The 23,032-nt window shown below is 70.6% G+C and carries 29 protein-coding genes; 5 read left to right on the top strand and 24 right to left on the bottom strand.

The genetic code is table 11. The features are described 5' to 3' along the window. Positions 1-41 precede the first annotated feature (41 nt). The 8 genes from VGN45_RS02845 to VGN45_RS02880 form a co-directional block, all read right to left on the bottom strand. On the bottom strand, positions 42-947 hold the full coding sequence (locus tag VGN45_RS02845; protein WP_327459089.1) for a DMT family transporter: 906 nt from the start codon (positions 945-947) through the stop codon (positions 42-44). Positions 948-1,010: 63 nt separating this feature from the next. Then, positions 1,011-1,478 (bottom strand): DUF2269 domain-containing protein, encoded by a 468-nt coding sequence (locus tag VGN45_RS02850; protein ID WP_327459091.1) that lies wholly within the window; start codon positions 1,476-1,478, stop codon positions 1,011-1,013. Next, positions 1,478-2,815: an SDR family oxidoreductase gene (locus VGN45_RS02855; RefSeq protein WP_327459092.1), complete on the bottom strand. Its 1,338-nt coding sequence runs from the start codon at positions 2,813-2,815 to the stop codon at positions 1,478-1,480. Before VGN45_RS02855 ends, VGN45_RS02850 begins: the two co-directional genes overlap by 1 nt. Then, positions 2,764-3,219 (bottom strand): thiol-disulfide oxidoreductase DCC family protein, encoded by a 456-nt coding sequence (locus VGN45_RS02860; RefSeq protein ID WP_327459093.1) that lies wholly within the window; start codon positions 3,217-3,219, stop codon positions 2,764-2,766. Before VGN45_RS02860 ends, VGN45_RS02855 begins: the two co-directional genes overlap by 52 nt. Before the next feature lie 7 nt (positions 3,220-3,226). Beyond that, positions 3,227-3,697 carry a single-stranded DNA-binding protein gene (gene ssb, locus VGN45_RS02865; protein WP_327459095.1) on the bottom strand — a complete coding sequence of 157 codons (471 nt, stop codon included), beginning with the start codon at positions 3,695-3,697 and terminating at the stop codon, positions 3,227-3,229. A 72-nt stretch (positions 3,698-3,769) separates the two neighbouring features. Continuing rightward, positions 3,770-4,213, bottom strand: a complete 444-nt coding sequence (locus VGN45_RS02870) for a hypothetical protein (protein WP_327459097.1) — start codon at positions 4,211-4,213, stop codon at positions 3,770-3,772. Further along, positions 4,213-4,878, bottom strand: coding sequence for a hypothetical protein (locus VGN45_RS02875; RefSeq protein WP_327459099.1), 666 nt, complete (start codon positions 4,876-4,878; stop codon positions 4,213-4,215). The genes VGN45_RS02870 and VGN45_RS02875 overlap by 1 nt, the downstream gene beginning before the upstream one ends. Positions 4,879-4,957: 79 nt before the next feature. Then, positions 4,958-7,672, bottom strand: coding sequence for a transcriptional regulator (locus VGN45_RS02880; RefSeq protein ID WP_327459101.1), 2,715 nt, complete (start codon positions 7,670-7,672; stop codon positions 4,958-4,960). A 127-nt stretch (positions 7,673-7,799) separates the two neighbouring features. Here VGN45_RS02880 and VGN45_RS02885 point away from each other — a divergent pair, with 127 nt between their 5' ends. Continuing rightward, positions 7,800-7,937 carry a hypothetical protein gene (locus tag VGN45_RS02885; RefSeq protein ID WP_327459103.1) on the top strand — a complete coding sequence of 46 codons (138 nt, stop codon included), beginning with the start codon at positions 7,800-7,802 and terminating at the stop codon, positions 7,935-7,937. Positions 7,938-7,944: 7 nt separating this feature from the next. On the opposite strand, the gene VGN45_RS02890 is transcribed toward VGN45_RS02885, so the two are convergent. From VGN45_RS02890 to VGN45_RS02935, 10 genes are all read right to left on the bottom strand, one after another. After that, positions 7,945-8,778, bottom strand: coding sequence for a flagellin (locus VGN45_RS02890; RefSeq protein WP_327459105.1), 834 nt, complete (start codon positions 8,776-8,778; stop codon positions 7,945-7,947). Between the two features lie 134 nt (positions 8,779-8,912). Continuing rightward, positions 8,913-9,194, bottom strand: coding sequence for a hypothetical protein (locus tag VGN45_RS02895; RefSeq protein WP_327459107.1), 282 nt, complete (start codon positions 9,192-9,194; stop codon positions 8,913-8,915). 112 nt (positions 9,195-9,306) lie between these two features. Beyond that, the gene (locus VGN45_RS02900) at positions 9,307-10,140 is read right to left on the bottom strand and encodes a flagellin (protein ID WP_327459109.1); all 834 of its coding nucleotides are present in this window, start codon (positions 10,138-10,140) and stop codon (positions 9,307-9,309) included. Between the two features lie 335 nt (positions 10,141-10,475). Then, positions 10,476-10,859 (bottom strand): M15 family metallopeptidase, encoded by a 384-nt coding sequence (locus VGN45_RS02905; protein WP_327459111.1) that lies wholly within the window; start codon positions 10,857-10,859, stop codon positions 10,476-10,478. Next, on the bottom strand, positions 10,856-11,107 hold the full coding sequence (locus VGN45_RS02910) for a hypothetical protein (protein WP_327459113.1): 252 nt from the start codon (positions 11,105-11,107) through the stop codon (positions 10,856-10,858). Before VGN45_RS02910 ends, VGN45_RS02905 begins: the two co-directional genes overlap by 4 nt. Further along, complete coding sequence (locus VGN45_RS02915; protein WP_327459115.1) at positions 11,104-11,250, bottom strand: hypothetical protein; 147 nt, start codon at positions 11,248-11,250, stop codon at positions 11,104-11,106. Before VGN45_RS02915 ends, VGN45_RS02910 begins: the two co-directional genes overlap by 4 nt. 2 nt (positions 11,251-11,252) lie before the next feature. Beyond that, positions 11,253-12,722: a DUF2793 domain-containing protein gene (locus tag VGN45_RS02920; protein ID WP_327459117.1), complete on the bottom strand. Its 1,470-nt coding sequence runs from the start codon at positions 12,720-12,722 to the stop codon at positions 11,253-11,255. Between the two features lie 175 nt (positions 12,723-12,897). After that, on the bottom strand, positions 12,898-13,620 hold the full coding sequence (locus VGN45_RS02925) for an anti-sigma factor (protein ID WP_327459120.1): 723 nt from the start codon (positions 13,618-13,620) through the stop codon (positions 12,898-12,900). Next, positions 13,617-14,174: a sigma-70 family RNA polymerase sigma factor gene (locus tag VGN45_RS02930; RefSeq protein ID WP_327459122.1), complete on the bottom strand. Its 558-nt coding sequence runs from the start codon at positions 14,172-14,174 to the stop codon at positions 13,617-13,619. Before VGN45_RS02930 ends, VGN45_RS02925 begins: the two co-directional genes overlap by 4 nt. Before the next feature lie 62 nt (positions 14,175-14,236). Further along, a complete protein-coding gene (locus tag VGN45_RS02935) occupies positions 14,237-14,698 on the bottom strand; it encodes a DUF4112 domain-containing protein (protein ID WP_327459124.1) in 462 nt (153 codons plus the stop codon). Positions 14,699-14,754: 56 nt separating this feature from the next. Here VGN45_RS02935 and VGN45_RS02940 point away from each other — a divergent pair, with 56 nt between their 5' ends. Beyond that, positions 14,755-15,717 carry an endonuclease/exonuclease/phosphatase family protein gene (locus tag VGN45_RS02940; RefSeq protein WP_327459126.1) on the top strand — a complete coding sequence of 321 codons (963 nt, stop codon included), beginning with the start codon at positions 14,755-14,757 and terminating at the stop codon, positions 15,715-15,717. Here VGN45_RS02940 and VGN45_RS02945 read toward each other — a convergent pair. From VGN45_RS02945 to VGN45_RS02970, 6 genes are read right to left on the bottom strand one after another with little or no spacing between them, the layout of a single operon-like run. Then, entirely contained in the window at positions 15,689-16,891 is a 1,203-nt protein-coding gene (locus VGN45_RS02945; RefSeq protein WP_327459128.1) for a CCA tRNA nucleotidyltransferase, read from the bottom strand. The two genes, VGN45_RS02940 and VGN45_RS02945, sit on opposite strands and share 29 nt — an antisense overlap. Beyond that, positions 16,888-17,511, bottom strand: coding sequence for a CoA pyrophosphatase (locus VGN45_RS02950; protein WP_327459130.1), 624 nt, complete (start codon positions 17,509-17,511; stop codon positions 16,888-16,890). The genes VGN45_RS02945 and VGN45_RS02950 overlap by 4 nt, the downstream gene beginning before the upstream one ends. Further along, positions 17,508-18,059, bottom strand: coding sequence for a DUF1285 domain-containing protein (locus VGN45_RS02955; protein ID WP_327459132.1), 552 nt, complete (start codon positions 18,057-18,059; stop codon positions 17,508-17,510). The genes VGN45_RS02950 and VGN45_RS02955 overlap by 4 nt, the downstream gene beginning before the upstream one ends. Positions 18,060-18,097: 38 nt before the next feature. Continuing rightward, the gene (locus tag VGN45_RS02960; protein WP_327459134.1) at positions 18,098-18,595 is read right to left on the bottom strand and encodes an N-acetyltransferase; all 498 of its coding nucleotides are present in this window, start codon (positions 18,593-18,595) and stop codon (positions 18,098-18,100) included. 34 nt (positions 18,596-18,629) lie between these two features. After that, a complete protein-coding gene (locus VGN45_RS02965) occupies positions 18,630-19,406 on the bottom strand; it encodes an enoyl-CoA hydratase (RefSeq protein WP_327459136.1) in 777 nt (258 codons plus the stop codon). Continuing rightward, on the bottom strand, positions 19,403-20,362 hold the full coding sequence (locus VGN45_RS02970; protein WP_327459138.1) for an MBL fold metallo-hydrolase: 960 nt from the start codon (positions 20,360-20,362) through the stop codon (positions 19,403-19,405). The genes VGN45_RS02965 and VGN45_RS02970 overlap by 4 nt, the downstream gene beginning before the upstream one ends. Positions 20,363-20,619: 257 nt before the next feature. Here VGN45_RS02970 and VGN45_RS02975 point away from each other — a divergent pair, with 257 nt between their 5' ends. From VGN45_RS02975 to VGN45_RS02985, 3 genes are read left to right on the top strand one after another with little or no spacing between them, the layout of a single operon-like run. Next, the gene (locus VGN45_RS02975) at positions 20,620-21,636 is read left to right on the top strand and encodes a hypothetical protein (RefSeq protein ID WP_327459140.1); all 1,017 of its coding nucleotides are present in this window, start codon (positions 20,620-20,622) and stop codon (positions 21,634-21,636) included. 57 nt (positions 21,637-21,693) lie between these two features. Further along, on the top strand, positions 21,694-22,491 hold the full coding sequence (gene xth / locus VGN45_RS02980) for an exodeoxyribonuclease III (RefSeq protein ID WP_327459142.1): 798 nt from the start codon (positions 21,694-21,696) through the stop codon (positions 22,489-22,491). Positions 22,492-22,494: 3 nt separating this feature from the next. Next, positions 22,495-23,010 carry a hypothetical protein gene (locus tag VGN45_RS02985; RefSeq protein WP_327459144.1) on the top strand — a complete coding sequence of 172 codons (516 nt, stop codon included), beginning with the start codon at positions 22,495-22,497 and terminating at the stop codon, positions 23,008-23,010. Positions 23,011-23,032 lie beyond the last annotated feature (22 nt).

A 23,032-nucleotide genomic window follows, 5' to 3' on the forward strand; every position in this document is an offset into this window, starting at 1 on the left:
CTAACGCTCGCGACGCGGTCGCTCGCTGCTTGAGGCCCGCGTCACGCTTTCGCCGCGCCGGCTCTGAGGCCGCGCTCGGCCAGGGCGACCACGGCGACGCCGCCCATGGTCAGGGCCGCGCCGGTCAGGATCTGGGCGGTCAGGACGTCGTCCAGGAAGACCGCGCCGATCAGGATCGACACCACCGGCGTGGCCAGCAGATAGGGCGTGACGCGGCCCGCCTCGCGCCGCTGGACCAACCAGAACATCAGGCTGGTGGCGACGATCGACGACGCCAGACCCGACCACAGCACCGCCGCCCAGGTCAGCGGCGACGCGGCGGCCATGGCGGGCAGCTGGCCCCGCTCCCAGAAGGCCGAGGCGGCGGCGAGCGTGGGCAAGGCGGTCAGCGCCAGCAGGCCCTGCATCTTCAGCGGAGGGATGGACGTCGTGCGGCGGGCGATGACGGTCGTCAGGGCCCAGGCGGCGCTGGCCATGCCGACGACGACGATGGCCTTCCAGTCCTCCAGCGCATGCGGATCCGCCGCCATCCAGGCGACGCCGACGAAGGCGACGACCAGGCCCAGCAGCGCCATTCGCGACAGGCGCTCGCCCAGGATCAGAAAAGCGAACAGGGCTGTGAACGGAATCCACAGTTGAGCGGCGACGGATGCCGGGCTGACGTCGTTCGCCAGCCAGAAGCCGAGATAGATCAGGCCGTAGTGGATGGGCCCGCCCATCAGGACGATGATCAGCAGGCTGCGCCGGTCCGGGAACGGGGGCCGCACGAAGGGGATCAGGCAGACGCCGGCCAGGGCGAAGCGCAGAGCCGCCGTCAGCATGGGCGGAAGCTCTTCGGTCGCCACCTTGGCCGCGGCGTTGTTGACGCCCCAGATCACGACCACGGCGATCAGGGCGGCGATCTCGAGGGCGGTCAGGCGATGCGGCGGCGCGGCGGGCTGGGTCACCGCCCGGCTATGGCACGCGCCGGGCGGCGGCGCGCGTCACACCGGGTGACGAAGGGTTACGCCTCACGCCGGTTTGGCGATCATCAACCAGTAAATGGCCAGGACGGCCGCGAACGCGGGAAAGCCGAGGGCCAGCCAGACGCGGTAGAGGCGGTCGTACCGATCCGGCAGCGGCGCGCCGGTCGCAGCGGCGGCGCGGGCGAGATCGCGCAGGCGGATCTGGATGGCGACGACCGGCAGCCAGCAGGCGCCGGTCAGGACGTAGAGGTCATAGGCCCACAGCAGCCAGGGCTCAGTCAGGGCGTATCCCTGGAGGTGGATCAGGGCCAGGCCGCTGAGCGGCTGGACGATCACGGCGACGGCGGTGAACAGCGCGTCCGCGACCACCACCGTGCCGGCGACGTGGGCGACGGCGGCGGGGTCCCGGCCGCGATTGGCCCAGACCATGAAGAAGGCGATGCCCATGCCCGTGCCGAACAGGACCGCTCCGGACAGGATGTGGATCATCTTGACCGCGACGTAGAGGTCCATCAGCGGCGCGCCTCGGTGGCGGCGACGTAGAGGGCGAGCACGACGCCCGGCAGGACCTTGAGCCATGGGCCCAGCGGGTCGAACCAAAGCTGCGGCAGGCTGAAGGTCCCCGCGATCAGGTAGCCGACGGAGACCAGGGCCATGCCGACGGCGGCGCGGGCGGTCCACGACCGCTTCAGGATCGCCATGCCGAGGAGGAGGTCGACCACGGCCCCTCCCCCCGCGATCCAGGGCGACAGTGCGCCGAAGCCGCCGGCCTGAAGCGTGGCCACCGATGCGTTCCAGCCCCACCGCAGGGTGATGATCCCGGTCGCGATCCAGAACAGGCTGAGCGTCGCGATCGCCAGCGGCCGGACGAACCACAGCCGGGCATGGTGCACGTCCTGAACCGAGGCCGGGACCTGACGCAGGACGGCGTCGAACCCGCGCGGCGGTGCGCCCAGCGCGGCGGGCCACGGTTCGTCGCGGCCCGCGACGTCATGGTTCATCTGCTGCAGCGAGGTGGTGCGCAGCGGCGAGGGCCAGCCGAGGTGGCCCAGAACGTCGCCGACGGCCAGGGCCGGCCGCGCGACGGCGAGCGGCAGGCGCAGAACGGGCGCCGGCGGCAGGCCCAACCAGGCGCGGTACTTCTGCAGGAGGTCGGACTGGGTCACGGCTTGGGGCCCGCCGAGGTCGGCGGTCACCCCCGGCGGGGCGTCGACGGCGGCGACGACGGCCCCCGCCAGATCCTCGGCGAAGATCGGGCGGAAAACCTGGTCGCCGCCGACCATGGGAATGACGAAAGGGAAGGACGCCAGCGCGCGGATCAGGCCCGTGCCGCCGAAGGCGCCGCGGCCGATGACCAGCGAAGGCCGCAGGATGACCCAGTCAAGGCCGGAGGCGGCGATCATCCGCTCGGTCTCCGCCTTGCTGCGCGCATAGTCGGTGCCGGCCGCGTCGTCGGCGCCGACGGCTGACAGGTGCACCAGCCGGCGCACGCCGGCGGCCTGCAGGGCGGCGATCATCCGGCGCGGACCGTCGACGTGGGCCGCGGTCAGACTGTCCTCCGCCCCGTCCTGAAGGGCGCCGACGCAGTTGACGACGGCGTCCACGCCCGCCAGCGCCCCGGCCCAGTCGGCCTGGGCGTCCGCGAAGTCGAGGGCGACCCAGTCGAAGCCGGGCGCCCGGCGGGCCGAGGCGGCCGGACGGCGGGCGGCGGCGCGCACCGCCCAGCCGGCTCGGTCGAAGGCGGCGGCGACCTGGGCGCCGATGAAGCCGCCCGCGCCGAGGATCAGGACGCGGCGGGTCAGCCCAGCACCCGATCGGCGAGGTCGAGATCGGGCCCGGGCATGGCGCACCAGCGTCGGCCGGGGATCAGGCGACGTCGGCGAGCGATCTGGTCGTAGACTGCGTCCCGCAGTCCGCTCGGTATCAGACGCAGCAGGATCGTGGCGCGATGCGGCCAGCCGAGGCGCGACGCCACGCGGATGGAGCCCTCGGTCTTGCCGAAGGCCCTGCCGTTCTCGAGCAGCAACATGGTCGACGGGTCTTCCGGGTCCAGGCCATGGTGGACCATCAGGGCGCGCCCGAGCGGCGACTGGACCGGCGCAAGACGAAACAGCCGCGCCCGGTCCCGCGTCAGAACCGTCCGCGCCCAGCCCGAACAAAGCGCGCAGTCGCCGTCGAACAAGACCAACGGGCGGTCGTCGGGGAACGGCGGCACGGACGGGTCGTCGCGCCAGCTGTAGGCCCCCTGCCCCACTTTCAGATCAGAACGGAATGTCGTCGTTCAGGTCGTAGCTTTCCTTCGGCCCCGAGGACTTGGGGGCCGGGCCGCCGGAGAAGCCGTAGTCGTCGTCGGAGCGGCCGCCGCCGGACGAGGCGCCGTCGCCGCGGCCGCCCAGCATGGTCAGATTGCCGTTGAAACGCTGGATCACGACCTCGGTCGTGTACTTCTCGACGCCGTTCTGTTCGTACTTGCGGGTCTGGAGCGAGCCCTCGACATAAACGGTCGAACCCTTCTTCAGGTAGTTCTCGCAGACCTTCACGATGTTGTCGTTGAAGATCACCACCCGGTGCCACTCGGTCTTCTCCTTGCGCTCGCCCGAGGACTTGTCGCGCCAGGTCTCGGACGTGGCGAGCGACAGGTTGGCGACCCGGTCGCCGTTGTTCAGCGAGCGGATTTCCGGGTCTTTCCCGAGGTTTCCGACCAGGATCACCTTGTTCACGCTTCCGGCCATTGCAGGCTCCTTGTTCTCAGATGTGCGGAACCCTTAACCGATCTCGATCGGATGTTCCAGATTTGTTCTTACTCAGCCCGCGGGAGCGGGAGCTTCGGGCGCGGCGATGACCCCCACCGGGCGGCCGTCGATCTCGCGCTGGATGGCGCCCGGGATCGCCAGGCGGCCGTCGCCGGTGCGCGCCAGGAAGAAGTAGCGGCCACCGGTCAGGGTGTCGCCGACCAGCACGCCCGTCGCGTCGATGAAGATGAACTTGCCCTGGTAGGCGCCGACGATCTCGCGGTTCGAGCCGCCCATGCCGAGGAAGCGCAGGCGCATTTCCTCCAGACGCGCCGCGCAGAACTCGATCTGGGGCTGGTCGCGGGCCACGACGTTCAGCTTGATGCCGTCCTCGGCCGTCTCGTCGGGCACGACATAGTAGCAGACGCCGCGGTCGAACGGGGCCTCGACACCTTGGGAACAGGCGGAAACGAAACCGGCGGCGGCGAGGACGCCGGCGAGAGCGAGGAAGCGCATCAGTTGACGGGGCCCAGGTTGCAGCGGCGGTCCTGCTCCACCAACGTGCGGAAGTCGGCGTTGTTCTCCGAACGCTCGACGCGGCCAGGGACGAGACGCAGGGTCGTGTTGCCCCAGCGGCCGTACAGAGCGTCGCCGGGCCGCACGCAGGTGCCGGAATAGAGGGCCTGGATGCAGGCCGACAGGGACATGGAGCCGGAAACCTGGCGCCAGTCGCCGCCGACGTGGCGCAGGCAGGTCTCGCCCGGCGCGGCCACGGGCTGACCCGCGTCCGTCGCCGGCGGCATGTCCGGCAGGGGTTCGGCCTCGACCATCTCGATCGGCTCGGTGGGCGGGGGCGCCAGCGACGCGGTCGGCGCGGCGGCCAGGGCGCCCGTCTCGTCGATGCCGACGTCCAGGGCGTCGGTGGCCAGGCCGTTGCGCTCGGCGCATTGGGTCAAGGTGGCCATGCCGACGAACCGGCCGGCGACGAAGCAGCGCAGTTCCCGCGTGCTTTCCAGCGACGGAGCCTCGGCCACGTCGACCGTCAGCCCGCCCTTGGACGCGGGCGGGGGCTCGGTGGGGGCTGCGCCCCGTCCGAACCACAGGGCCAGGGCCACGGCCACGACGATCGCGGCGGCGCCGCCGGCGATCAGGAAGACTTTGTTGTCGGACGGCGTGGCCATGGGGGATCGCTCACAGAGGCTTTCCCCTCAATGACCTGCCGACGCGCCGGGCGTCAACCGCGAAGCCGGAAACCGGCGGTCAGCCGCCGAGGCGCGCCAGGGCGGCCTGATAGTTGGCGATCTGGGCGGTCAGATAGGCGGGCGCCGCGCCCGTGGCCGAGGCGGCGGGATCGACCGGGTTGAGCGCGCGATAGGCGTCGCGGATCGACTTCATGGCGGCCTGCAGGCGCTCGCCGGAGGCCTTGACGGCGTCGGCGTTCGCGAGGGTCAGATTGCGCGGCAGGCCGAGGCCGAAGGTCTTCGCCTCCCCCTCCCCCGCCGTGGGTCCGATGAAGCCGGCGGACAGGCCCAGGCCGGCCAGGGCGTCGCGGCCGGGCTCGCCGGAGGTCAGGACCGCGCCCTCGCGCCCGTCGCGGGCCGCGATCGACAGGCGCTGGAGCCCCGCGAAGGTCGAGTCCAGCGCCGAATCCGCGTCGGCCTTGGCCCCTTCGGCGGCGACGGTGACGCGCAGACGGCCGAGAGAGGCGCCCTCGATCTTGCGGGCGAGGCTCTGGAGCGTGTCGCGGGCGTCGATCGTCACAGCGACGGGGCGGCCGCCGCCCGGCGGAGTGATGAAGAACCGGTCGCCGGGGCGCAGCGAAGTGGCGTCCACCAGGCGGCGAGAGTCGGTCTGGGCGATCTCGCCGCTCGGCAGCCCGAGACGATCCAGCACGCCGGCGGCGTTCGAGGCCACGGCCAGGGTCGCGGGCCGCGCCTGATCGCCGTCGCCGGCCCAGTCGCGGGTCCATTCGACGGCGCCGGTCAGGGGGTCGAGCCGGGTCAGGTAGCCGCGGGTGGGATCGCCCTCCTTGGCGTCCACCGGGCGGTTGGACACGCCGGTGATCCAGACCTTGCCGTCGTGCAGCTTCACGTCCGCCACGTCGTCGTTGCCGGCCCCGCCCAGCCAGGTCAGGCGGTCGTCCGGAGAGGCGGAGAGGTCGGCGTTCAGGGCGATGATATAGGCGTCCGTGCCGCCGGAGTGGGCGCGGGTCGTGGTGCCGGCCTCGAGAGCCGCGTTATGGCTGGTCCCTGAGAGGACGACGCGGCCGTTCTGGACCGCGATGCCGGCGGGCTCGCCGCCCGCAAGTCCCAGGTCGCGCTGGCCGGTCAGTGTCGGGCGGCCGTCGGGGTCCAGGCCCCAGCGGCGGACCATCAGCCGGCCGTTCTCGACGCCCGTGGTCCAGACCTCCTGTCCCACGGCGGCGACGGCCGAGACGCCGTCGTCGCCGCCGGACCCGAACTGGGCCACGCCCGGGGCCGTGACCGTCCACGGCGCGCCGGGATAGATCTGGGAGGCGCGGAAGGTCTGGACGTAGCCGTCCCAGCCGCCCTGGGAGGAGGCGCCGGTCATGGCCGAGCGGGCGCGGCCTGCAACCACCACCGTGCCGTCGGCCGCGAAGGAGACGGAGGTGGCCTCGTCCGCCGCGCGGGCGCCGCGCCGCTGGAGCCACTGCTCCTGACCCGCCGCGTCGAAGACGGCGACGAAGGAATCGACCTCGGTCGCCACGTCGCCGGACTTGCCGGGCTCCAGCGCGCCGACGACGGAGCCGGCCACGGCCACGCGGCCGTCGGCGGCGATCGACAAGGCATAGCCGCCGGCCTGGTTCGCCGCGCCCAGCGTGCGGGTCGAGACGACGCGTCCGGCGGAATCGAGGCGAACCAGGGCCACGTCGGACGCGCCCTTGATCGCCTGATCGGCGACCGGACCGTCGACGTCGGCGACCAGCCACAGGCCGCCGTCGGCGGTGGCGGCGGAGGCGCGGACGGCGGAATAGCCCTGCGGCAGGGCGGTCTGCGACACGCGGCCGTCGACCCACTGGGTCTCGCCGACGCGGGCGGCGGTGGCGGGGGCCGGGCCGTCCTGGTCCGACTGGAACTTCAGCACCTCGTGCGCACCGGCCTTTCCGGCGGCCTGGACGACGTAGACGGCGTCGCGCGGCGCCGCCTCGGAGAACGACACTGTCTCGGTCGAGGCGCCGCGGACGGCCAAAGCCCAGCGGTCGGGCCCCGGCGGCAGGGTGACGGTTTTGCCGGAGACAGTCACCGTCTTGGGCTCGGCCTTGATCTGCTCGCGGCCCAGCCGGGTCTGGACGCCCGCGGCCTGAAGCTGGTCGTTGACGTGTTTGACCACGGCGTCGAGCGTGCGCGGGGTCGCGCCCATGTCGGCGAAGTCGACGGCGACCTGGGTCGTGCCGAGCGAAGTGCGGACGCCGATCGAGAAGGCCACGTCGCCCTGGAAGGCGGCGACGACGGCTTCGGGGGCGCCTTCATGGATCGGCGCGGTGATGGAGACGGCGGAATCGCGCCGCACGGCCGCGGTCGTCTTGGACAGGGCCGACGTCGTGCCCTGGACCATGCGGACGTCCTGGAACTCGGTGGCGCCCAGCCAGGTCCCGACCTCGGCCAGCCCCTGGTCGAAGCGGCGCTGCAGCAGCGACAGTTCCGTCGAGGACACGCCCTTGGTGGCGGCGCGGTTGGAGAGGGAGTTCAGGGTCTCCAGCCCTTGATAGAGGGCGAAGAGACGGCGGTAGTCGCCGGAGGCGTCGGCGGCGTCAGGACGGGCGGCGTCTTCGTCGATGATGCGGCGGCCGCCGAGCGCGGCGCGGACGCGATCGTCGGCAGGGGCCACGACGGCGGAGGAGGACCAGGGCGGCGTCGGCTGACGTTTCGTAGCGGCCAGCGCTGAGGACGCGCTGAAGCCGGAGGACAGGGACGTCCCGCCGAACAGGCCGAGAAGATAGCTGTTGTCGATCATGTGGACGCCTGAAAACAGGGTCTTCGATCGGCGCTTACGCCGGGTTAACGTCCGACCTCGGAACGGTGTTCGCACCGATTCGTTAATGCGCCGTCGATCCGCCGCCACCGCCGAAAGGTTTGATGCGATGATCCGTACGCGTTCTCTTTTCGCCGCCTTCCTGTCCCTCTATGGGCTGGCCGCCAAACCGGGCCCGCGCATGAAGCCCGCCCCGGTGCAGATCGGCGTCCGGCCGGTCGGCCTGAGGCTGGCCCGACGCGGCTAGGCCTCGCTTAACCGCGGAAGAGCGACAGGATGACCTGAGGCGCCTGATTGGCGATCGACAGCGCCTGGGCGCCCAGCTGCTGCTGGACCTGGAGCGCCTGAAGTCGCGCACTTTCCTTGGCGAGGTCGGCGTCGACGAGGTTGCCCACGCCGGACTCCAGCGTGTCCGCCAGCTTGCTGACGAACTTGGAGTGCGCCGAGATCTGCTTGGCCTGGGCGCCGATGTCGCCGAGGGCCGAGTTCAGCTGAGTGATGGAATCGTCCAGCCGGTTCAGGGCCGACGTCGCGCCGGTCACCGTCAGCAGCGAGTTGGCCAACGACACCTCGATGATCGCGCCGCCGAGGGTCAAGTTCTTGGCGGACAGCGTCACCGTCTGGGTGGCGTCGGAGTTGGCGAGAAAACGGATGCCCGGCGTGACCGACCCGTTGAAGATGTTGGCCCCGTCGAACGTGGCGTTCTGGATGGCCGAGCCGATGGCCCGCAGCAGGGCTTGGAAGTCGTTGTTCAGGAGCTGGCGCGACTGCGTCCCGAGCGACTGGTCCTTGGCGGCGACCACCTTCTCCCGAAGCTGATTCAGAAGGTCCGAGATGGATTCGCCGGCGGCGAGCGCGACATCGGCGATGGAGGTCGCGCGGTCGAGGCTTTGCTTTACTGCGCCCAGGGACGAAATGTCCGCCCGCTGGCCCTGAGCGATCGCCCAGATGGCGGCGTTGTCCTTGGCGCCTTGGACCTTCAGGCCGGTGGAGACCCGACCCTGAACGTCGAACAGGCGGTCGTTCGTCCGGGTGAGGTTCTGAAGCGCGACCTGGGCGGCGCTGTTGGTGTGGACGCTGTTCGTCATCCGGCTCGTGCCTCTTTGAAGTCACGTCGAGGCTATGGGGCGAGTCGTGTGCGTATGGTTAACGCCGATTCACCACGACGAAACCCGCGCTGTCCGAGGACGGCGCGGCGGAGGAAGACGATCCGGAGAGCCGGTCAGGCGCTGGTGTCGATGACCGATCCCGAGGCATAGTCACCGCCCTGCATCAGTTGGACGACCTGTTCGCGCGGCAACTGCCGCACGACCTCGCCGGTGACCCTATCCAGCGTCTTGTAGACGTAGGAGCCCGCGCTGGGCCCCTCTTCGATCACGAGACGGTAGCGGGCCGCCTCCTCGGCTTCACGTGAGCCGGGCGAGCGGTCGAACGACCCCGACGTCGCGGAGCCCGAAGGGGCGGCGACCGGGGCGATGCGGGCTATCTTGGCATTGGGTTCCATGTCTCCTTACCGGCCTTTCTGGGCCGGCGCCTCCTGAGTGGAGGGCTTGCCGGACGAGCGGGCGGGCGCCCTTCCCGAAGGAGAGACGCCCGCCGTTTCCGTCCATCGGCCCTTAGCGGAAGAGTCCGAGCAGGATCGACGTCGAGGAGTTGGCGATCGAGAGCGCCTGCACGCCCAGCTGCTGCTTCGTCTGCAGCGCCTGGAGTCGAGCGCTTTCCTTGGCCAGGTCGGCGTCGACCAGGTTGCCCACGCCGGCTTCGATCGTGTCCTGCAGCTTGCTCACGAACTTGAGGTGAGTGCCCAGGGAGTTCGAGCCGGTGCCCAGGCGAGCCAGGGCGGCCGAGACGTTGTTGATCGAGGTGTTGATCGTCGTCAGGGCCGTGGAGGCCAGGGTCGAGGTGCCGATGGTCGCCGTGGCGGCCAGGGTCACGTTCGCGCCGCCCAGCGACAGGTTTTCCGGCGCGACCTTGATGGTCGAGCCCGAGGCGTTCGACAGAGCCTTGTAGCCGTTCGTGCCGGTCGAGCCGTTCAGCAGGTTGACGCCGTTGAACGAGGCGTTCGAAACCACGGTCGCGATCTGGTCGCGGATGGCCTTGAAGTCTTCGTTCAGCGCGCGACGGGCCGAGGTGGTCAGCGACGTGTCGCTGGCCGACAGGGCCTTTTCCTTGAGCTGGACCAGCAGGTCCGAGACCGATTCGCCGGCGGCGATGGCCACGTCCGCGGCCGACTGGCCGCGCTGCAGGCTGTCCTTGACGGCGTTCAGGGCGCCGATTTCCGAACGCTGGCCCTGGGCGATGGCCCAGATGGCGCCGTTGTCCTTGGCGGTCGCGATCTTCTTGCCGGTGTTGATGCGGCCCTGGACCACGCCCAGTTCGGCGTTGGTGGTCTGCAGGTTCTGCAGGGCGATCATCGCGCCCACGTTCGTGTTAACGCTGTTCAGCGCCATGGCACGTAGTCCTTCTTTCAAGGTGTCCGACGCCATTTTGGCTGCCGGGAGCGTTTTGCTCGGCAGATGCGGCAGCAAGGATGGGGCCAGAGGCAGCGACGCCGTCTGTTGGTCACATCTTTGATATTATTACGGTACTTCTGATTTACCACGTGCCTTCACGGCATTTTTTACCGGGTGCGGCGTCACGGCGGGCAGTTCTTGCCGGGTAGGGCGGCACGATGTGCCGGGTGAACGGCCGGACGCCGGCCGCTCACCCCGCCGCGCATCGACGGCAGGCGTCGGGCGCCGTCACGGCGGTGAACGGCAGAACCCCTCGGCGCTGGACGTCGCGCTCATGGATGGACCTTGCGGTCCAGTTCGAAGTGCGGCCCGTCGCGCAGACGCGGCCAGTCGCCGCCCCAGATCAGGGCGACACCTCTCCGCCGGGCGGCGGCCTTCATAGCCTCGGCGATGCGCGGATACAGCGGCCAATCCCAGCGGACCTTGCCGTCCACGAACGCGGCCAGATCGACGGCGTGGCCGGTCAGATGGCGCGAGTTCATCGTGCGGCTGGCCCCCGCGTGGACCAGCGCCTGTTGCCGGCGCGGCGTGCGCAGCCCTTCTGTGACCATGAAGTCGATGGGGCTGAGCGCCAGCGCCTCCTCGACGACGCCGACGAGGTGGGGATGCACGCCCTTCAGGTTGCGCCGCGAACGTTCGGACAGGCGGAAGGTCATGCGCGGCCTCCCAGCTTGAGGTGGGCGAAAAGGGCGGCAAGCTGCTGGGCGGTGGGCGCGACCAGATAGATGACCAGCGTCAGGCCCAGGAGGGTCAGCAGGCCGTCTGTCGCGCGCGCGGCCTGCTCGGGGGCCGCGCGATCGATCGAGCGCGCCAGCAGGACCTGCAGACCCGCCGCCGACAGGAAGACGAACAGGCGTCGCCACAGCCAGCGGCCTTCGGCGAGGGGAGAGTGAAGGTCGGTCATTCTTCGTCCTCCGGGTTGTGACGGGCGGACCCGGGCCGGCCGGGAAAGGCCGTCTCGTCCAGGCATTCCTTCCAGGTCAGGCGGTCGGGCAGATCCCAGGACTCGACGTCCGGGATGCGGTCTTCGGGCGCGTCATGAGGCATGGTCAGCCCTCCGCCACGACGACCACGACGCCGGGCGCGCCCGCCCCGCCCGCGCCACCGGTGGTCAGGCCCGCCCCGCCCCCGCCGCCGCCCGCGCCCCAGTCGCCCCCATTCCCGCCGTCATGACCGGGACCGGATGTGGACCCGCCGCCGCCCGATCCGCCGCCGCCGCCGGTGGAAAGACCGGGCGCGCCCGAGTCTTCGCCGGCGGAGCCGGTTTCCGATCCCCCCAACCCTCCGGGCGCGAGCAAACCGCACGAGCCGCCGCTGCCGCCGGAGCCCGCCGACTGGGCCACGTCCGACGCCGTGACGCTTCCGCCCGCGCCACCGCCACCGGGGCCGCAGGGATCGATCGTCTGACCTCCGTCACCGCCTGGCGAGTCGCCCGCGCCGTGACCGCCTTCGTTGCCGGCGAAAAGCGCGACGCCGCCGCTTCCTCCGGCTCCGGAGGGATGGCCGCCCTCTCCGCCCCATGCCAGAGCGAGGACGTCGCCGCCTTGACTCAGAGAGGTCGTGCCCCCGTCTCCGCCGACCGAGTCCGCAGTGCCGCCGCCGCCGCCCATCCCTACGGTCACGATCAGTTCCGGATCGAGGTCGGACGTCGACCAGACGCGTTCCGTCCGGCCGCCGGCGCCGCCGCCGCCGCCGCCGAGGCGCAGGGTTCCGGAGGGCCCGCCTTGCCCCCCGGCGCCGCCCCCGCCGCCTCCGAGCAGGGAGACTCGCAGGGTCCGCGCCCAGGACGGCGGCGAATAGGCGCCGGAGTTCGTGACGACGGTCGTCTCGCGGCGGAGTGCGCCAGCCAAGAACAAGGCCCGACCGGTTTCGGGATCGATCTTCACAGCCTCGCGCCACGCCGCGCCATCCGGGCTGACCTTGATCGTCAGAGCGTCGTCGCCGACGAGGCCGACCTCGGCCCGTCCACCGAAGGCCGTCTGGAACATGACGGAGGCGACGTCGGCGGACGTTTCCTTACTCAAGGACAGACGTACGTCGCCCGTGCCGCCTTCACTCGCCGGCCGAGCCGCCAGAAGCGCCGCGTTCAGCCGGGCGGAGATGGGATTGGTCGGATCGGGTGTGGTTCCGACGCCCAGACCTTCCAGAGACTCGATCCGCTTCAGAAGCGCGCCGAGCGGCGTCCAGCCGTCGCCGGTGCGCACCACCAGTTGGCCTTCGTCCGTCACCAAGGCGGTCGTGCCTTGCGGAACGTGGACCCCGAGCCAAGCCCCATCCTGGCGAACGGCCAGCGTGCCGGGGGTCATCGTGCTCCAGTCCGCCCCGGTCGCGACGGCGGGAACGATCCAGGCTTGGCCGTCATATGCATCGGTGGGCTGATCGGCACGGGTCCGGCTGACGACCGCGATCTGGACCAGCGCGTCCAGACGGCACAGCGCCTCGTTCACCGTCACATGTTTCTGCATCTGGCCCCCTGTCAGCAGGGGCAGCGCCAGCCGCGGGGAAGTCTCGTCAGTCATTCTCGCCTCTCCATTCCGTTGGAATGGAGAGGCTGGCGCGGCGGGAAACCGCCGTCGGAATCAGGCTTCTGAAATCAAGCAGTATTCAGAAAATACTGAAAAAACTGAGAGAAATCGTCGCGACTTCGGCGCCCAAGTCGACGCATCGCCGAACCGGCGGAACAGTCACGAGGATTCAGAGGCGCTGCAGGCTGCCGGTCGCGACGACGGGGCCGTCGGGAGCGTCGGCGGACGGAGTATGGCCCGGCTCTTCCATGGACACCGCCACCTGGGCGGCCTGACCCGCCATCGCCGACAGGGCGCCCGACAGCGTCTGCCGCGACGTCGCGGAGCCGTCGATGGCGCCGACCAGGCGCACCCCGCCCTCCGGCATGAGCAGCCAGAGGTGCGGCACACGGGCATCGCCCTCCATCTTGTCGGTCGGCGCGAGGTACAGTTCGCCCGTGGCGGGGTCGTAGACCAGGGTCATGGCCACCGCCCCGTCTTCCAAGGTCAGGGTGGCGACGCGGGTGAGCGGGGTCTGCATGGCTTCGACGGAGGGCGCCTCCGGCCCCGGACGGACGGCCAGGACCACGACGGCGACGACGCTGGCGGCCAGAAGCCCGGTGGCGCCCAGAGCCCAACTGCGCCAGAAACGCACGCGCTCGCCATCGTCGTTGGCCGCGGACGTGGCGGCGTCGATGCGCGACCAACCCAGCGACGGCGGCGGCGCCGGGGCTATCTCGTCCGCAAGGCGGGCCAGACGCTCGTCCCACGCCTCGACCCGACGTGCGAAGTCGGGATCGGCTTCGACCCGAGCACGGGCACGAGCCTCTTCCGCCGGAGGCAGGACGCGCAACGACAATTCGGCCGCCAGGGCATCGTCGGTCTCTTCGGGGGCGGGGCGGGGGTCGGTCATCGTTCCAGACAGCTTCTCAGTTTCAGCAGCCCCCTGCGGATCCAGCTCTTCATCGTGCCCAATGGCGCGCCCTCGGCATCGGCCAACTGCTCATAGGTGGCGCCGTCGAAGAAGGCCGTGCGGATCGCGCGCGAGGTGCGGTCGTCCAATTCCTCCAAGCAGCCGTTCAGTCTACGGGCCTCATCCTTGACCACGACAAGGTCGTCGGCAGGTGAGGCGTCGTCCGCGAGGTCGAAGGCCGCCTCGATCGGCGTCGACCGGCGCGAGACTGCGCCCGAGCGGAGCCGGTCGATGGACCGGTTGCGCGCGATCGTCACCAGCCAGGTGATGGGGCTGGCGCGGGTCGCATCGAAGGTCTCGGCCTTTCTCCACACGGTGACGTAGGTTTCCTGCAGCACGTCCTCGGCCAGTTGCCGATCAGCCAAGATACGCAGGCAGACGCCCATCAGCTTCGCCGAGGTGGCCTCATAGACGCGACGAAACGCGGCACGGTCGCCGCGCCCCGCGCAAGCCAAGGCCTCGCTCAACTCGTCCCGGGTCAAAACCACGTTCATGCGGCCCCACGCAAAAGTTATGGCGCGACTTGGCCGCGTGGTCCCGGCCGCGTCAAGGCAAGTCAGTCGTGCAGATAGACGATGCGCTTCAACTTCGGGTCGGCTCGGACCTTCTCGACGTGACGATCGTGGTCCCCGTTCGCGCGGGCGGCGGCATAGGCGCCTTCGACCCAGTGCGTGGTCTCGATGTGCTTCTGCAGGGCCTTGGCGGCCATGAGGTGCCCGGGGAAAAGGGCGTCGACGGCGTCGCCGACGACCGGAACCTCGCCGGTCGTCACGTCGACCGCCAGATAGCCGACCATCCTCAGGATCGTTCCGGCGTCGGCCCGGACCCTCACCGCCTGCCCGATCAGCCAGCCGCCGACGCCGACGCTGTAGACCGTGCCGACCACCGGCACCCAGGTCAGAACGGCGTCGAGACCCAGACCGAACGGTCCGATGCCGATCACTCGGTCCGAAAGGCGTTTCAGACCATCGACATTCAGCCAGATCTTCTCGATATCGGCGATGCTGCGGCGCGCCATGCGTTGCCCCTCCCCTGCCCGCCGTTCCCAACGCCCAAGTTCGAGCGCCGTTCACCATGCCACGATTTCGACCGCGCGCGCAGACGGTGTGGGAGGTCTTCGCCGTCGGCCTCGTGCTGGCCTTCCCCTTGGCGATCGTCTTGGCCGACCTGAGCGGGGTCGGCCACCGATGGTTCGACCTGGCGGCCCAGTTTTCGGCCCCAGCCACGGTGGCGGCCTTGGCCGTGACCCTGGTGTTCGTGGCCCTGCGTCGTCGGGCGGCGATCCTGGCCGGAACTTTGGTTGCGGCGCTCTGTGCGGTCGCGGCCGCGCCCCAAGCGTTTCCGGAGACCCGGCCGGCGGCTGCGGACTCTCCCACCGTCCGGCTGTACTCGGCCAATCTTCATGTCCGGAACGACGACGTCGTCGCGATCGGCCGCAGCATCGACGAGGCGCGGGCGGACGTCGTGATCCTGATCGAGACCAGCGACGCCGCCTATGCCGCGCTCGACGATCTGCTCGACGCGTTTCCGCATCGCACCGCTTCGCCAAGAATCGACTGGCTGGGCCGGGGAGCGCGAACCGTGATCGCGTCCCGATGGCCGCTGACGCCACTGCGCGAAGAGGCGGGCCTTCACGCCCAGACCACGGTCGTGCGCTCCCCACTGGGTCCGCTGCGGCTGACGGGGGCGCACCTGACGCGGCCTTGGCCCTATCAGATCCAGTGGGAGCAGATCCGGCAGACCGAAGCCCTGGCGCGCGCCGTGACGGTCGATCCGGAAACGTCACGCGTCGTCGCCGGCGACTTCAACAGCGTGACGGACGCCCGCATCGGCCGCCTGTTCGCGGAACGCAGTGGGCTGACGCCGGCGCCGGCGTTTCCCGGAACCTGGCCCGCAAGACTGCCCGCCGCGCTGGGCCTGGGGATCGACAACGTCTGGGTCAGTCGTGATCTGACCGTGATCGAACGGCGCATCGGCGCGCGCAACGGTTCGGATCACCGGCCGGTGGTCACGGTTCTGACCCGCGCACGCGACTGACGGCTGCGGACAGCCTTTCGGCGACGCCTTCAGTAGGAAAGTCGTCCGCGACCCATTCGGACTCGAAGGCCTTCAACACCGCGCCGGTTTGCGGGCCCGTGGGGATGCCCAGCCGCGCGACGTCGCGCCCCCCCACGGGCAGGCGTGGCGGCGTCCAACGGGCGGCCATGGCGAGCACCGCCTCCGACGCCGCGCGGTCGGGGGATTTCAGCGCCTGATCACGAGCCGTCTCTGCGCCGACTTCATAGATCAGCCGTCGCGCGGCGCGATCCACCTCGCCTTCCAGCGCAAGAAGAACGGCCGCGGCCTCCAGTCTGGCCCAAGCGGCGCGCGGCAGACGCAGGCGGCGCGCGGCCGCCGCGACGAAGTCGGGATCGTCGGGCCACAGCGCCGACAGCCGCACGAGAGGATCGTCGCTGCGGGGCGCGACCAAGGCCAGCCGATCCACATCGCCGGGGCGCCCCAGCACCCGCTCCAGAACGCCTGCCCCGGCCATTGCCCGCAGCGCGGCGGCCGGGTCGGGGGCGGAGAGCAGCTTGATCATTTCCGCCGACAGGCGCTCGGCAGACAGCCGGTCCACGCCTTCAGCCGACGCCGCGCAGGCGGCCAGACCGGCGGCGTGCGGCTCTCCGCGCCCGAACCAGGCGAAAAAGCGGAAGAAGCGCAGGATGCGCAGGTGATCCTCGGCGATGCGGCGGTCCGGGTCGCCGACGAAGACGACGCGTCCGGCCAGGACGTCGTCGATTCCGCGACCGGTCGGGTCGAACACCTTTCCCGAGGCTTCGGCGTACAGGGCATTCAGGTGGAAGTCGCGCCGGGCCGCATCCTCGGCCCAGTCGTCGGTGAAGGCCACGACGGCGCGGCGGCCGTCGGTCGCCACGTCGCGGCGCAGGGTCGTGATCTCGACCGGCCGACCCCGGCTGACGGCCGTCACAGTGCCGTGATCGATCCCGGTCGGCACGGCCTTCAGCCCTGCCGCCGACAGCGCCTCGACGACCTGGGCGGGATGCAGGCGCGTGGCGACGTCGACGTCCAGCGCCTCGCGCCCCAGCAGGGCGTCACGCACGCAACCGCCGACGAACCTGGCGCAGTCGTCGCCGCCCCGGGTCGCCAGCGCGTCCATGACGGCGCGAGTCCCCGGGTCGCTCAGCCAAGCGGGGGCAATCCGCGTCACGCCGCGCGCTCCGCCCGACCGGCCAGGCGGTCCGCCAGCGCCACGATCATGCCCGCCGTGGCGCCCCAGATGACGCGATTCCGCCAGTCGATCGACCAGAAATGCCGCCGGACGCCCTCCAGCTCATAGTGATCCCGGCGTCGGTTGGCGGGATCGACCAGATGCGCCCACGGAACCGCGAAGATTTCGGCCACCTCGGCCGGCGAGGGCGTCAGTCGGGGCGGCGCGTCGGCCCAGGCCACCACGGGGGTCACCAGATAGCCGGTCCCGGTCCGATAGCGGTCGCCCAGGCCCAGAAGGCTGACGTCGTCGGGCGAGAGCCCGACCTCCTCCCACGCCTCGCGCAGGGCCGCCTCGACGGCGGTCTCTCCGGGATCGAGCCGTCCGCCGGGAAAGGCGATCTGGCCGGTGTGGCGCGCCAGGGTGTCGGCGCGGCGGGTCAGGATCACCTCCGGTCCCGCCGCAGCCTGGGCCAGGACCACCAGCACCGCGGCCTCCACCACATCTCCGCCGGGCGGCGTCATGTCGGGGTTCAAGTCGAAGTCCGACCGGACCGCCGGCTCGGCGGCGCGCCAGGACACGATCGGCGCCAGCGCCGTGGCCATGAGGTCGGGCGTCATGCCTTCTCCTCAGCCGCGCCCAGATCGACGGACCCGTACGCCGTGTCGAGGACCAGGCGCCCCTCGCGCAGACGCGCGGCCTCGACCAACTCATAGAATACGGGCCGAACGACCCGAGCCCAGAGGTCGGCCCGCACATGAACGCGCGGGGCCGGCGCCCCGTCTTCGTCCACGCCCACGATCAGGGGATGCTCAGCGTCGAGAGGGACTGCATCGCCCATGTCGGTGGTGAAGACGGGGGCTCCCTCGGCGACGCCGTCCACCGCCACGGCGCGAAAGGGCAGATCCTCGACCTCGATGGTCAGCTTCTCCACCGGGGTGACCAGGCAGTACCCGTCCGGATCCTTGCGGAGGACCGTGGAAAACAGGCGGACCAGCTCAGGACGCCGGATCGGCGAACCCTCGTGGCGCCAGGTTCCGTCGGCGCCGACCACGATGTCGATGCGCCCGCAGTGGGGCGGGTTCCAGAGGTGCACGGGCGGCAGGCCGCGCGGCGCGGCCGCTTCGGCGATGCGGCTGAGAGCGTCGGAAGATCGACCGTCCGTCATGGGGGAAAGCTAGGCGCTGTCGCCGCCCATGCAAACCGTCAGTCTCGGACGCCGACGACGTCGCCGGCAGGGAGGGTCACACCAGACGCGCGCCAGAGCAGACGCCGCGGATCGACCGGCCCGGGCATCCGCACGCTCTCCAGAGCCGTGAAGCCGAAGCGCCCGAAGTAGGGCAGATCGCCGACCAGCAAGACGCCGACCACGGCCTGGCCCAGGGCGCAGCTCAGCGCCGCCTCGACGAGCGCCGCCCCGACGCCCGATCGGCGCGCGTCGGCGTCCACGGCGATGGGCCCTAGAAACAGCGCCGGGGCGTCGCCCACGGCGATGCGCCACAACCTGACCGACCCGACCACCCGACCGCCCTCGCGCACGACCAGACCGCAAACGGGGGATGAGGCCTCACGCACCCGCTCCGCCGTCTTGGCCAATCGGCCGGGACCGAAGGCGGCGTCGATGAGGGCCATCACCTGGTCGGCGTCGACGTCGATTTCCGGCTGGACCGAAATCGGGGCTGCGGAGAGGGGCTGGGCGGACATGGGCGCGGCGCTTTACGCCCCCGCCCGCGCCGCTTCAACCGACTTTCGAGAAATCCGGCGCACGCTTCTGGCTGAAGGCCATGAAGGCCTCCATCGCTTCGGGACTGGACATCTGGCTGCCGAAGGCCTCGCCCTCGCGCAGCATCAGCGCCCAAAGACGTTCCGCGTCCCGCATCAGGGCCTTGGTCTTGCGCAGGGAGTTGGGAGCACGCGCCGCGAGCTTCGCGGCCAGGTCGGCAGCGACGGCTTCCACCTGATCGGCGGGGACGGCGCGATTGGCCAAGCCCCAGGCCTGCGCGGTCCGACCGTCGATCGGCTCGCCCAGGGCGAAGACCTCGAAGGCGCGCTGGTGGCCCAGCACCTGAGGCAGAAGCAGCGACGACGCCGCCTCAGGCGCCAAGGCCAGGTTGACGAAGGGCGCGGACAGCAGGGCGTCTTCGGCGACCACCACCATGTCGCAGTGCAGCAACAGGGTCAGGCCGATGCCGACGGCGCGGCCGCGCACGGCGGCCACCGCCGGCTTGTCCAGCTCGGCCAAAGACCTGAGGAAGTGGAAGACCGGCGCGTCCGTCATCTGACCCCCGCCCTGGGTTCCGATGGCGATGAAATCGGCGATGTCGTTGCCCGCCGAGAAAGCGTCGCCCTCGCCCCGGAACATCAGGACGCGCACGGTGGCATCCTCCTTCGCGCGCCGCGTCGCCTCGGCCAAGGCGGCGTACATGGCTTGGGTGATGGCGTTCTTCTTGTCTGGCCGCGCCAGGATGACCGTCAGGACGCCTTCCGAGAGGTCCGTGCGGATGTGATCGGTCATGCGTGGGCTCCGTTCGATGAGGTCCAGAGGTCGGCGCCGTCCGGTCCCAGCGACCGCTGTGCGCGACCGCGACGCTCCAGATAATTGAGGTGAGCCAGGGCTTCGCCGGTGGCCATTCCCAGAAGCCCTTCGCCGATGGGGCGCCCGAAGAGGGTCGAAAACACGTCCACCGACCGCGCCGGCTCAGAAAGCCGGCGTTCGAGCCGCCGCAGGGACGTCTCATGGCCACGTCGCAAGGCTTCCAGTCGCGCGTGCACGCCGCGGAACGGCTCTCCGTGCGAGGGCAGCACCAGCAGGTCGTCCGGCAGGGTCGCCCTGAGCCGGTCGAGAGACTCCATCCAGTCGCCGAGGGGATCGGCGGCCGGCTCCGTCGGCCAGACGGACACATTGGACGAAATCTTCGGAAGGATTTGATCGCCGGCCAGGAAAATTCCGTCTTCCCGCCGCCACAGACAGACATGCTCCGGACTGTGGCCGTCGCCGATCACGACCTCCCATTCCTTCCCTCCGATATGCACGACGTCGCCTGCGCTCAGACGCGCATAGGTGGGGGGCAGAGGAGCGACCGCAGACCCGAACCGGCCGTATCCCTTGATCCAGCTCTCGATCTGCCCATCGGACCATCCGGCACGGCGATAAAACCGGGCGCCGGCGTCCGGGGCCGGCCCCACGTCGGCGATCAGCATGCGGCCGGTCACATATTCCAGGCGCGACATCATCAACGGCGCGTCGAACCGCTCGCAGAGCCAGCCGGCCAACCCGATGTGATCGGGGTGCATGTGCGTGCAGATGACCCGCACCGCCGGCCGTCCGCCCAAGGGACCGACGAAGGCCGCTTTCCATCCGTCGATCGATGCGGGCGTGCGCAGCCCCGTGTCCACGATCGTCCAGCCGTCCCCGTCGGCAAGTGCCCAGACGTTGACGTGATCCAGGGCCATCGGCAGCGGGAGACGCATCCACAGAACGCCCGGCGCCACTTCCACGGCCTGTCCGGCACCGGGCGGTGGCCCGCAGGGATGCTTGAGTCCGCGCGCGGCACTCGTCGGAGGATCGCCCACGCCGTCGGCCAAGTCCGTCTCCTAAAACAACCGAGACAGATAAGCGTTCCGTCGGGGTTTCGTCCACCCCATGCGACGGGACGACCGTCGCCGCCCGCCTTGACCCCGCCGCAGTGGAAGGTCAGGGTCCGCCGAACCACGCGCAGGAGTTGCCCATGAACCGCTTCCTTCTGGCCGGCCTGTCAGGCTGCGTCGCCCTGGCCGCCGCCGGTGCCGTTTCTGCCCAGGCCACGACTGAAAATCCCGTGGCGGGTCCAGGCTTTCGTCCCGGCGGGGCCTTTCAGAACCCGAACGGCAACACTGCGGCGCCCTCGGCGCCCATGGAGACCGTGGCAGCCAGCCGCCTGCGCAGCGACGATGACGACCGCGAGCGTCGGCGTCGCCAACCACAAACGGCCCCGACAACGGCGGACGTGGCCCGCCAGGCGACCGCCATGGCCGCCGTCGGCGTGCCGTCCTGCTCGGTCACGGAAACGGGCTTCATCGGCATGCGCGAGGACGGATCCAAGATCTTCGAAGTCGCCTGCGCCTCGGGCCCCGGCTACATCATGGAGAACCGCGACGACGCGGAAACCCCGCCGAAGGTCAGCGACTGCGTCCAGCAGTGGAGCTATGGTCAGCTCGCCCGCGAAGCCGATCCCGCCGCCGACGTCGGCCTTCAGTGCGCGCTGGCCGGAAACCAGAACCCCGTCGCGGTGATCACCGCTTATGGCTCTGAAGCCGGCGTCCAGTGTCAGGTCGATCAGGCCGTGGCGACCGCCATCGACGCCTACGAGATCGGCTGTTCGGACCGGGACGGCTGGCGTCTGGAGCGGCGGGCGGATGCGTGGCGGGTGACTTCCTGCTGGGAGCTGGGACTGAGGACCGACATTTCCTGCCGGTACTCCACCGATGAAGAGGCGGAGGCGGAATGGCCGAAGCTGGTGGCCGGAACGGACGCCGCGGCCTGTCGCGTCGAAGACGTGGCCTGGATGGGCGACAACGCCGATCGCGGCTCCTTCTATGAGGTGCGCTGCGCGTCGGGAGAGGGCATCGTGGTGCGCTTCAAGGATGGAGCCGGCCAGCAGACCTACTCCTGCATCGACGCGCCGCAGATCTTCCGCAAGCCGTGCTCCCTGACCACGGTCGCAGCCCCGGCTGCGGCTCCGGCGCCGACCGGCGGTCGCGCCTGATCCCAGGCCACGATTGACGCTTCCGGTGGGGCCCGACGCGCATTAGCGTCGGGCCCCATGCGCATCGCCACCTGGAACGTGAACTCGGTCAACGCCCGCCTGCCCACCGTGCTGGCGTGGCTGGAGGCCGCGCAGCCCGACGTCGTCGGCTTCCAGGAGATCAAATGCCTGGACGAGAAGTTCCCGCGCGAGGCCTTCGAGAGCCTGGGCTACAACGTCGAGACCCATGGGCAGAAAACGTACAACGGCGTCGCCCTGCTCTCGAAATTCCCGATGTCGGACGTGCGGCGCGGCCTGCCGGGCGAGGACGGGTCTGGGGTGGAGGTCGACGGGCCGCAGTCGCGCTATGTCGAGGCGCTGATCGAGGCCCCGCGCCCGGTGCGCGTCGGCTGCCTCTATCTGCCCAACGGCAATCCGGTCGACACGCCGAAGTTCGCCTACAAGCTGGACTGGTTCGGACGCCTGCACGCCCATGCCGCCGACCTGCTGAAGCAGGAAGAGGCCTTCACCCTGATGGGCGACTACAACGTCATTCCCACGCCTGACGACGCGAAGAACCCGACGGCATGGCTGACCGACGCCCTGTTCCAGCCCGAGAGCCGGGCGGCGTTCCGGGCGCTGAAGGGGCTGGGCCTCTACGACGCCGGCGAACTGGGCCGCCAGCCGCCCGGGACCTACACCTTCTGGGACTATCAGGCCGGCGCCTGGCAGCGCGACCATGGCATCCGCATCGACTTCCACCTGCTGTCGCCCCAGGCGGCGGACCGGTTCCGGGGCGTGGAGACGCACCGCGACGCGCGCGACATGGACAAGCCGTCGGACCACGTGCCGGTGGTCGTCGAGTTGGAGGACTGACGGGTGGCCGAGGCGATCCGGGTCTTTCTGCTCGTCGCGGTGGTCGCGGCTGCGGGGACCACGATCGTGCTGGGTTTCGCCTGGTGGATGGAACCCGAGCGTCGCATGCGGCGCGCCATGCTGAAGTCGCTGGGCGCGCCGGCCGAGACCGAGGCCTATTCCGCCGCCGAGGGCCGCGCCGCCGGGCTGGACTTCGAGGGCGGGCAGATCGCGGTGCTGTGGGACCGGGGCGGATCGGGACTGGTCTATGCCTTCGAGGAGATCGAGGGCGGCGAGGTGATCGTGGACGGGCACGTGCTGGCCCGCGTGCGCCGCGGCGAGGCGCGCAAGTCGCTGGACGTGCTGGCCCCCGACGCTGAACAGGTCGTGCTGCGCCTCATGTTCGCCGACGCCCGCCATCCGGAGTTCGAGCTGGACCTGTGGAACGTGACTTCGCCGACGCAGACGGGGTCGCCGGCCGAGGCGCTGCGGCTGGGCCGACGCTGGCTGTCGCACCTGGAGGCGCTGCTGCGCGGTTGAGCGGGGGAACGGCGGGCGTTAG

This window comes from Brevundimonas sp. (assembly GCF_035999125.1).
Lineage (GTDB): Bacteria > Pseudomonadota > Alphaproteobacteria > Caulobacterales > Caulobacteraceae > Brevundimonas.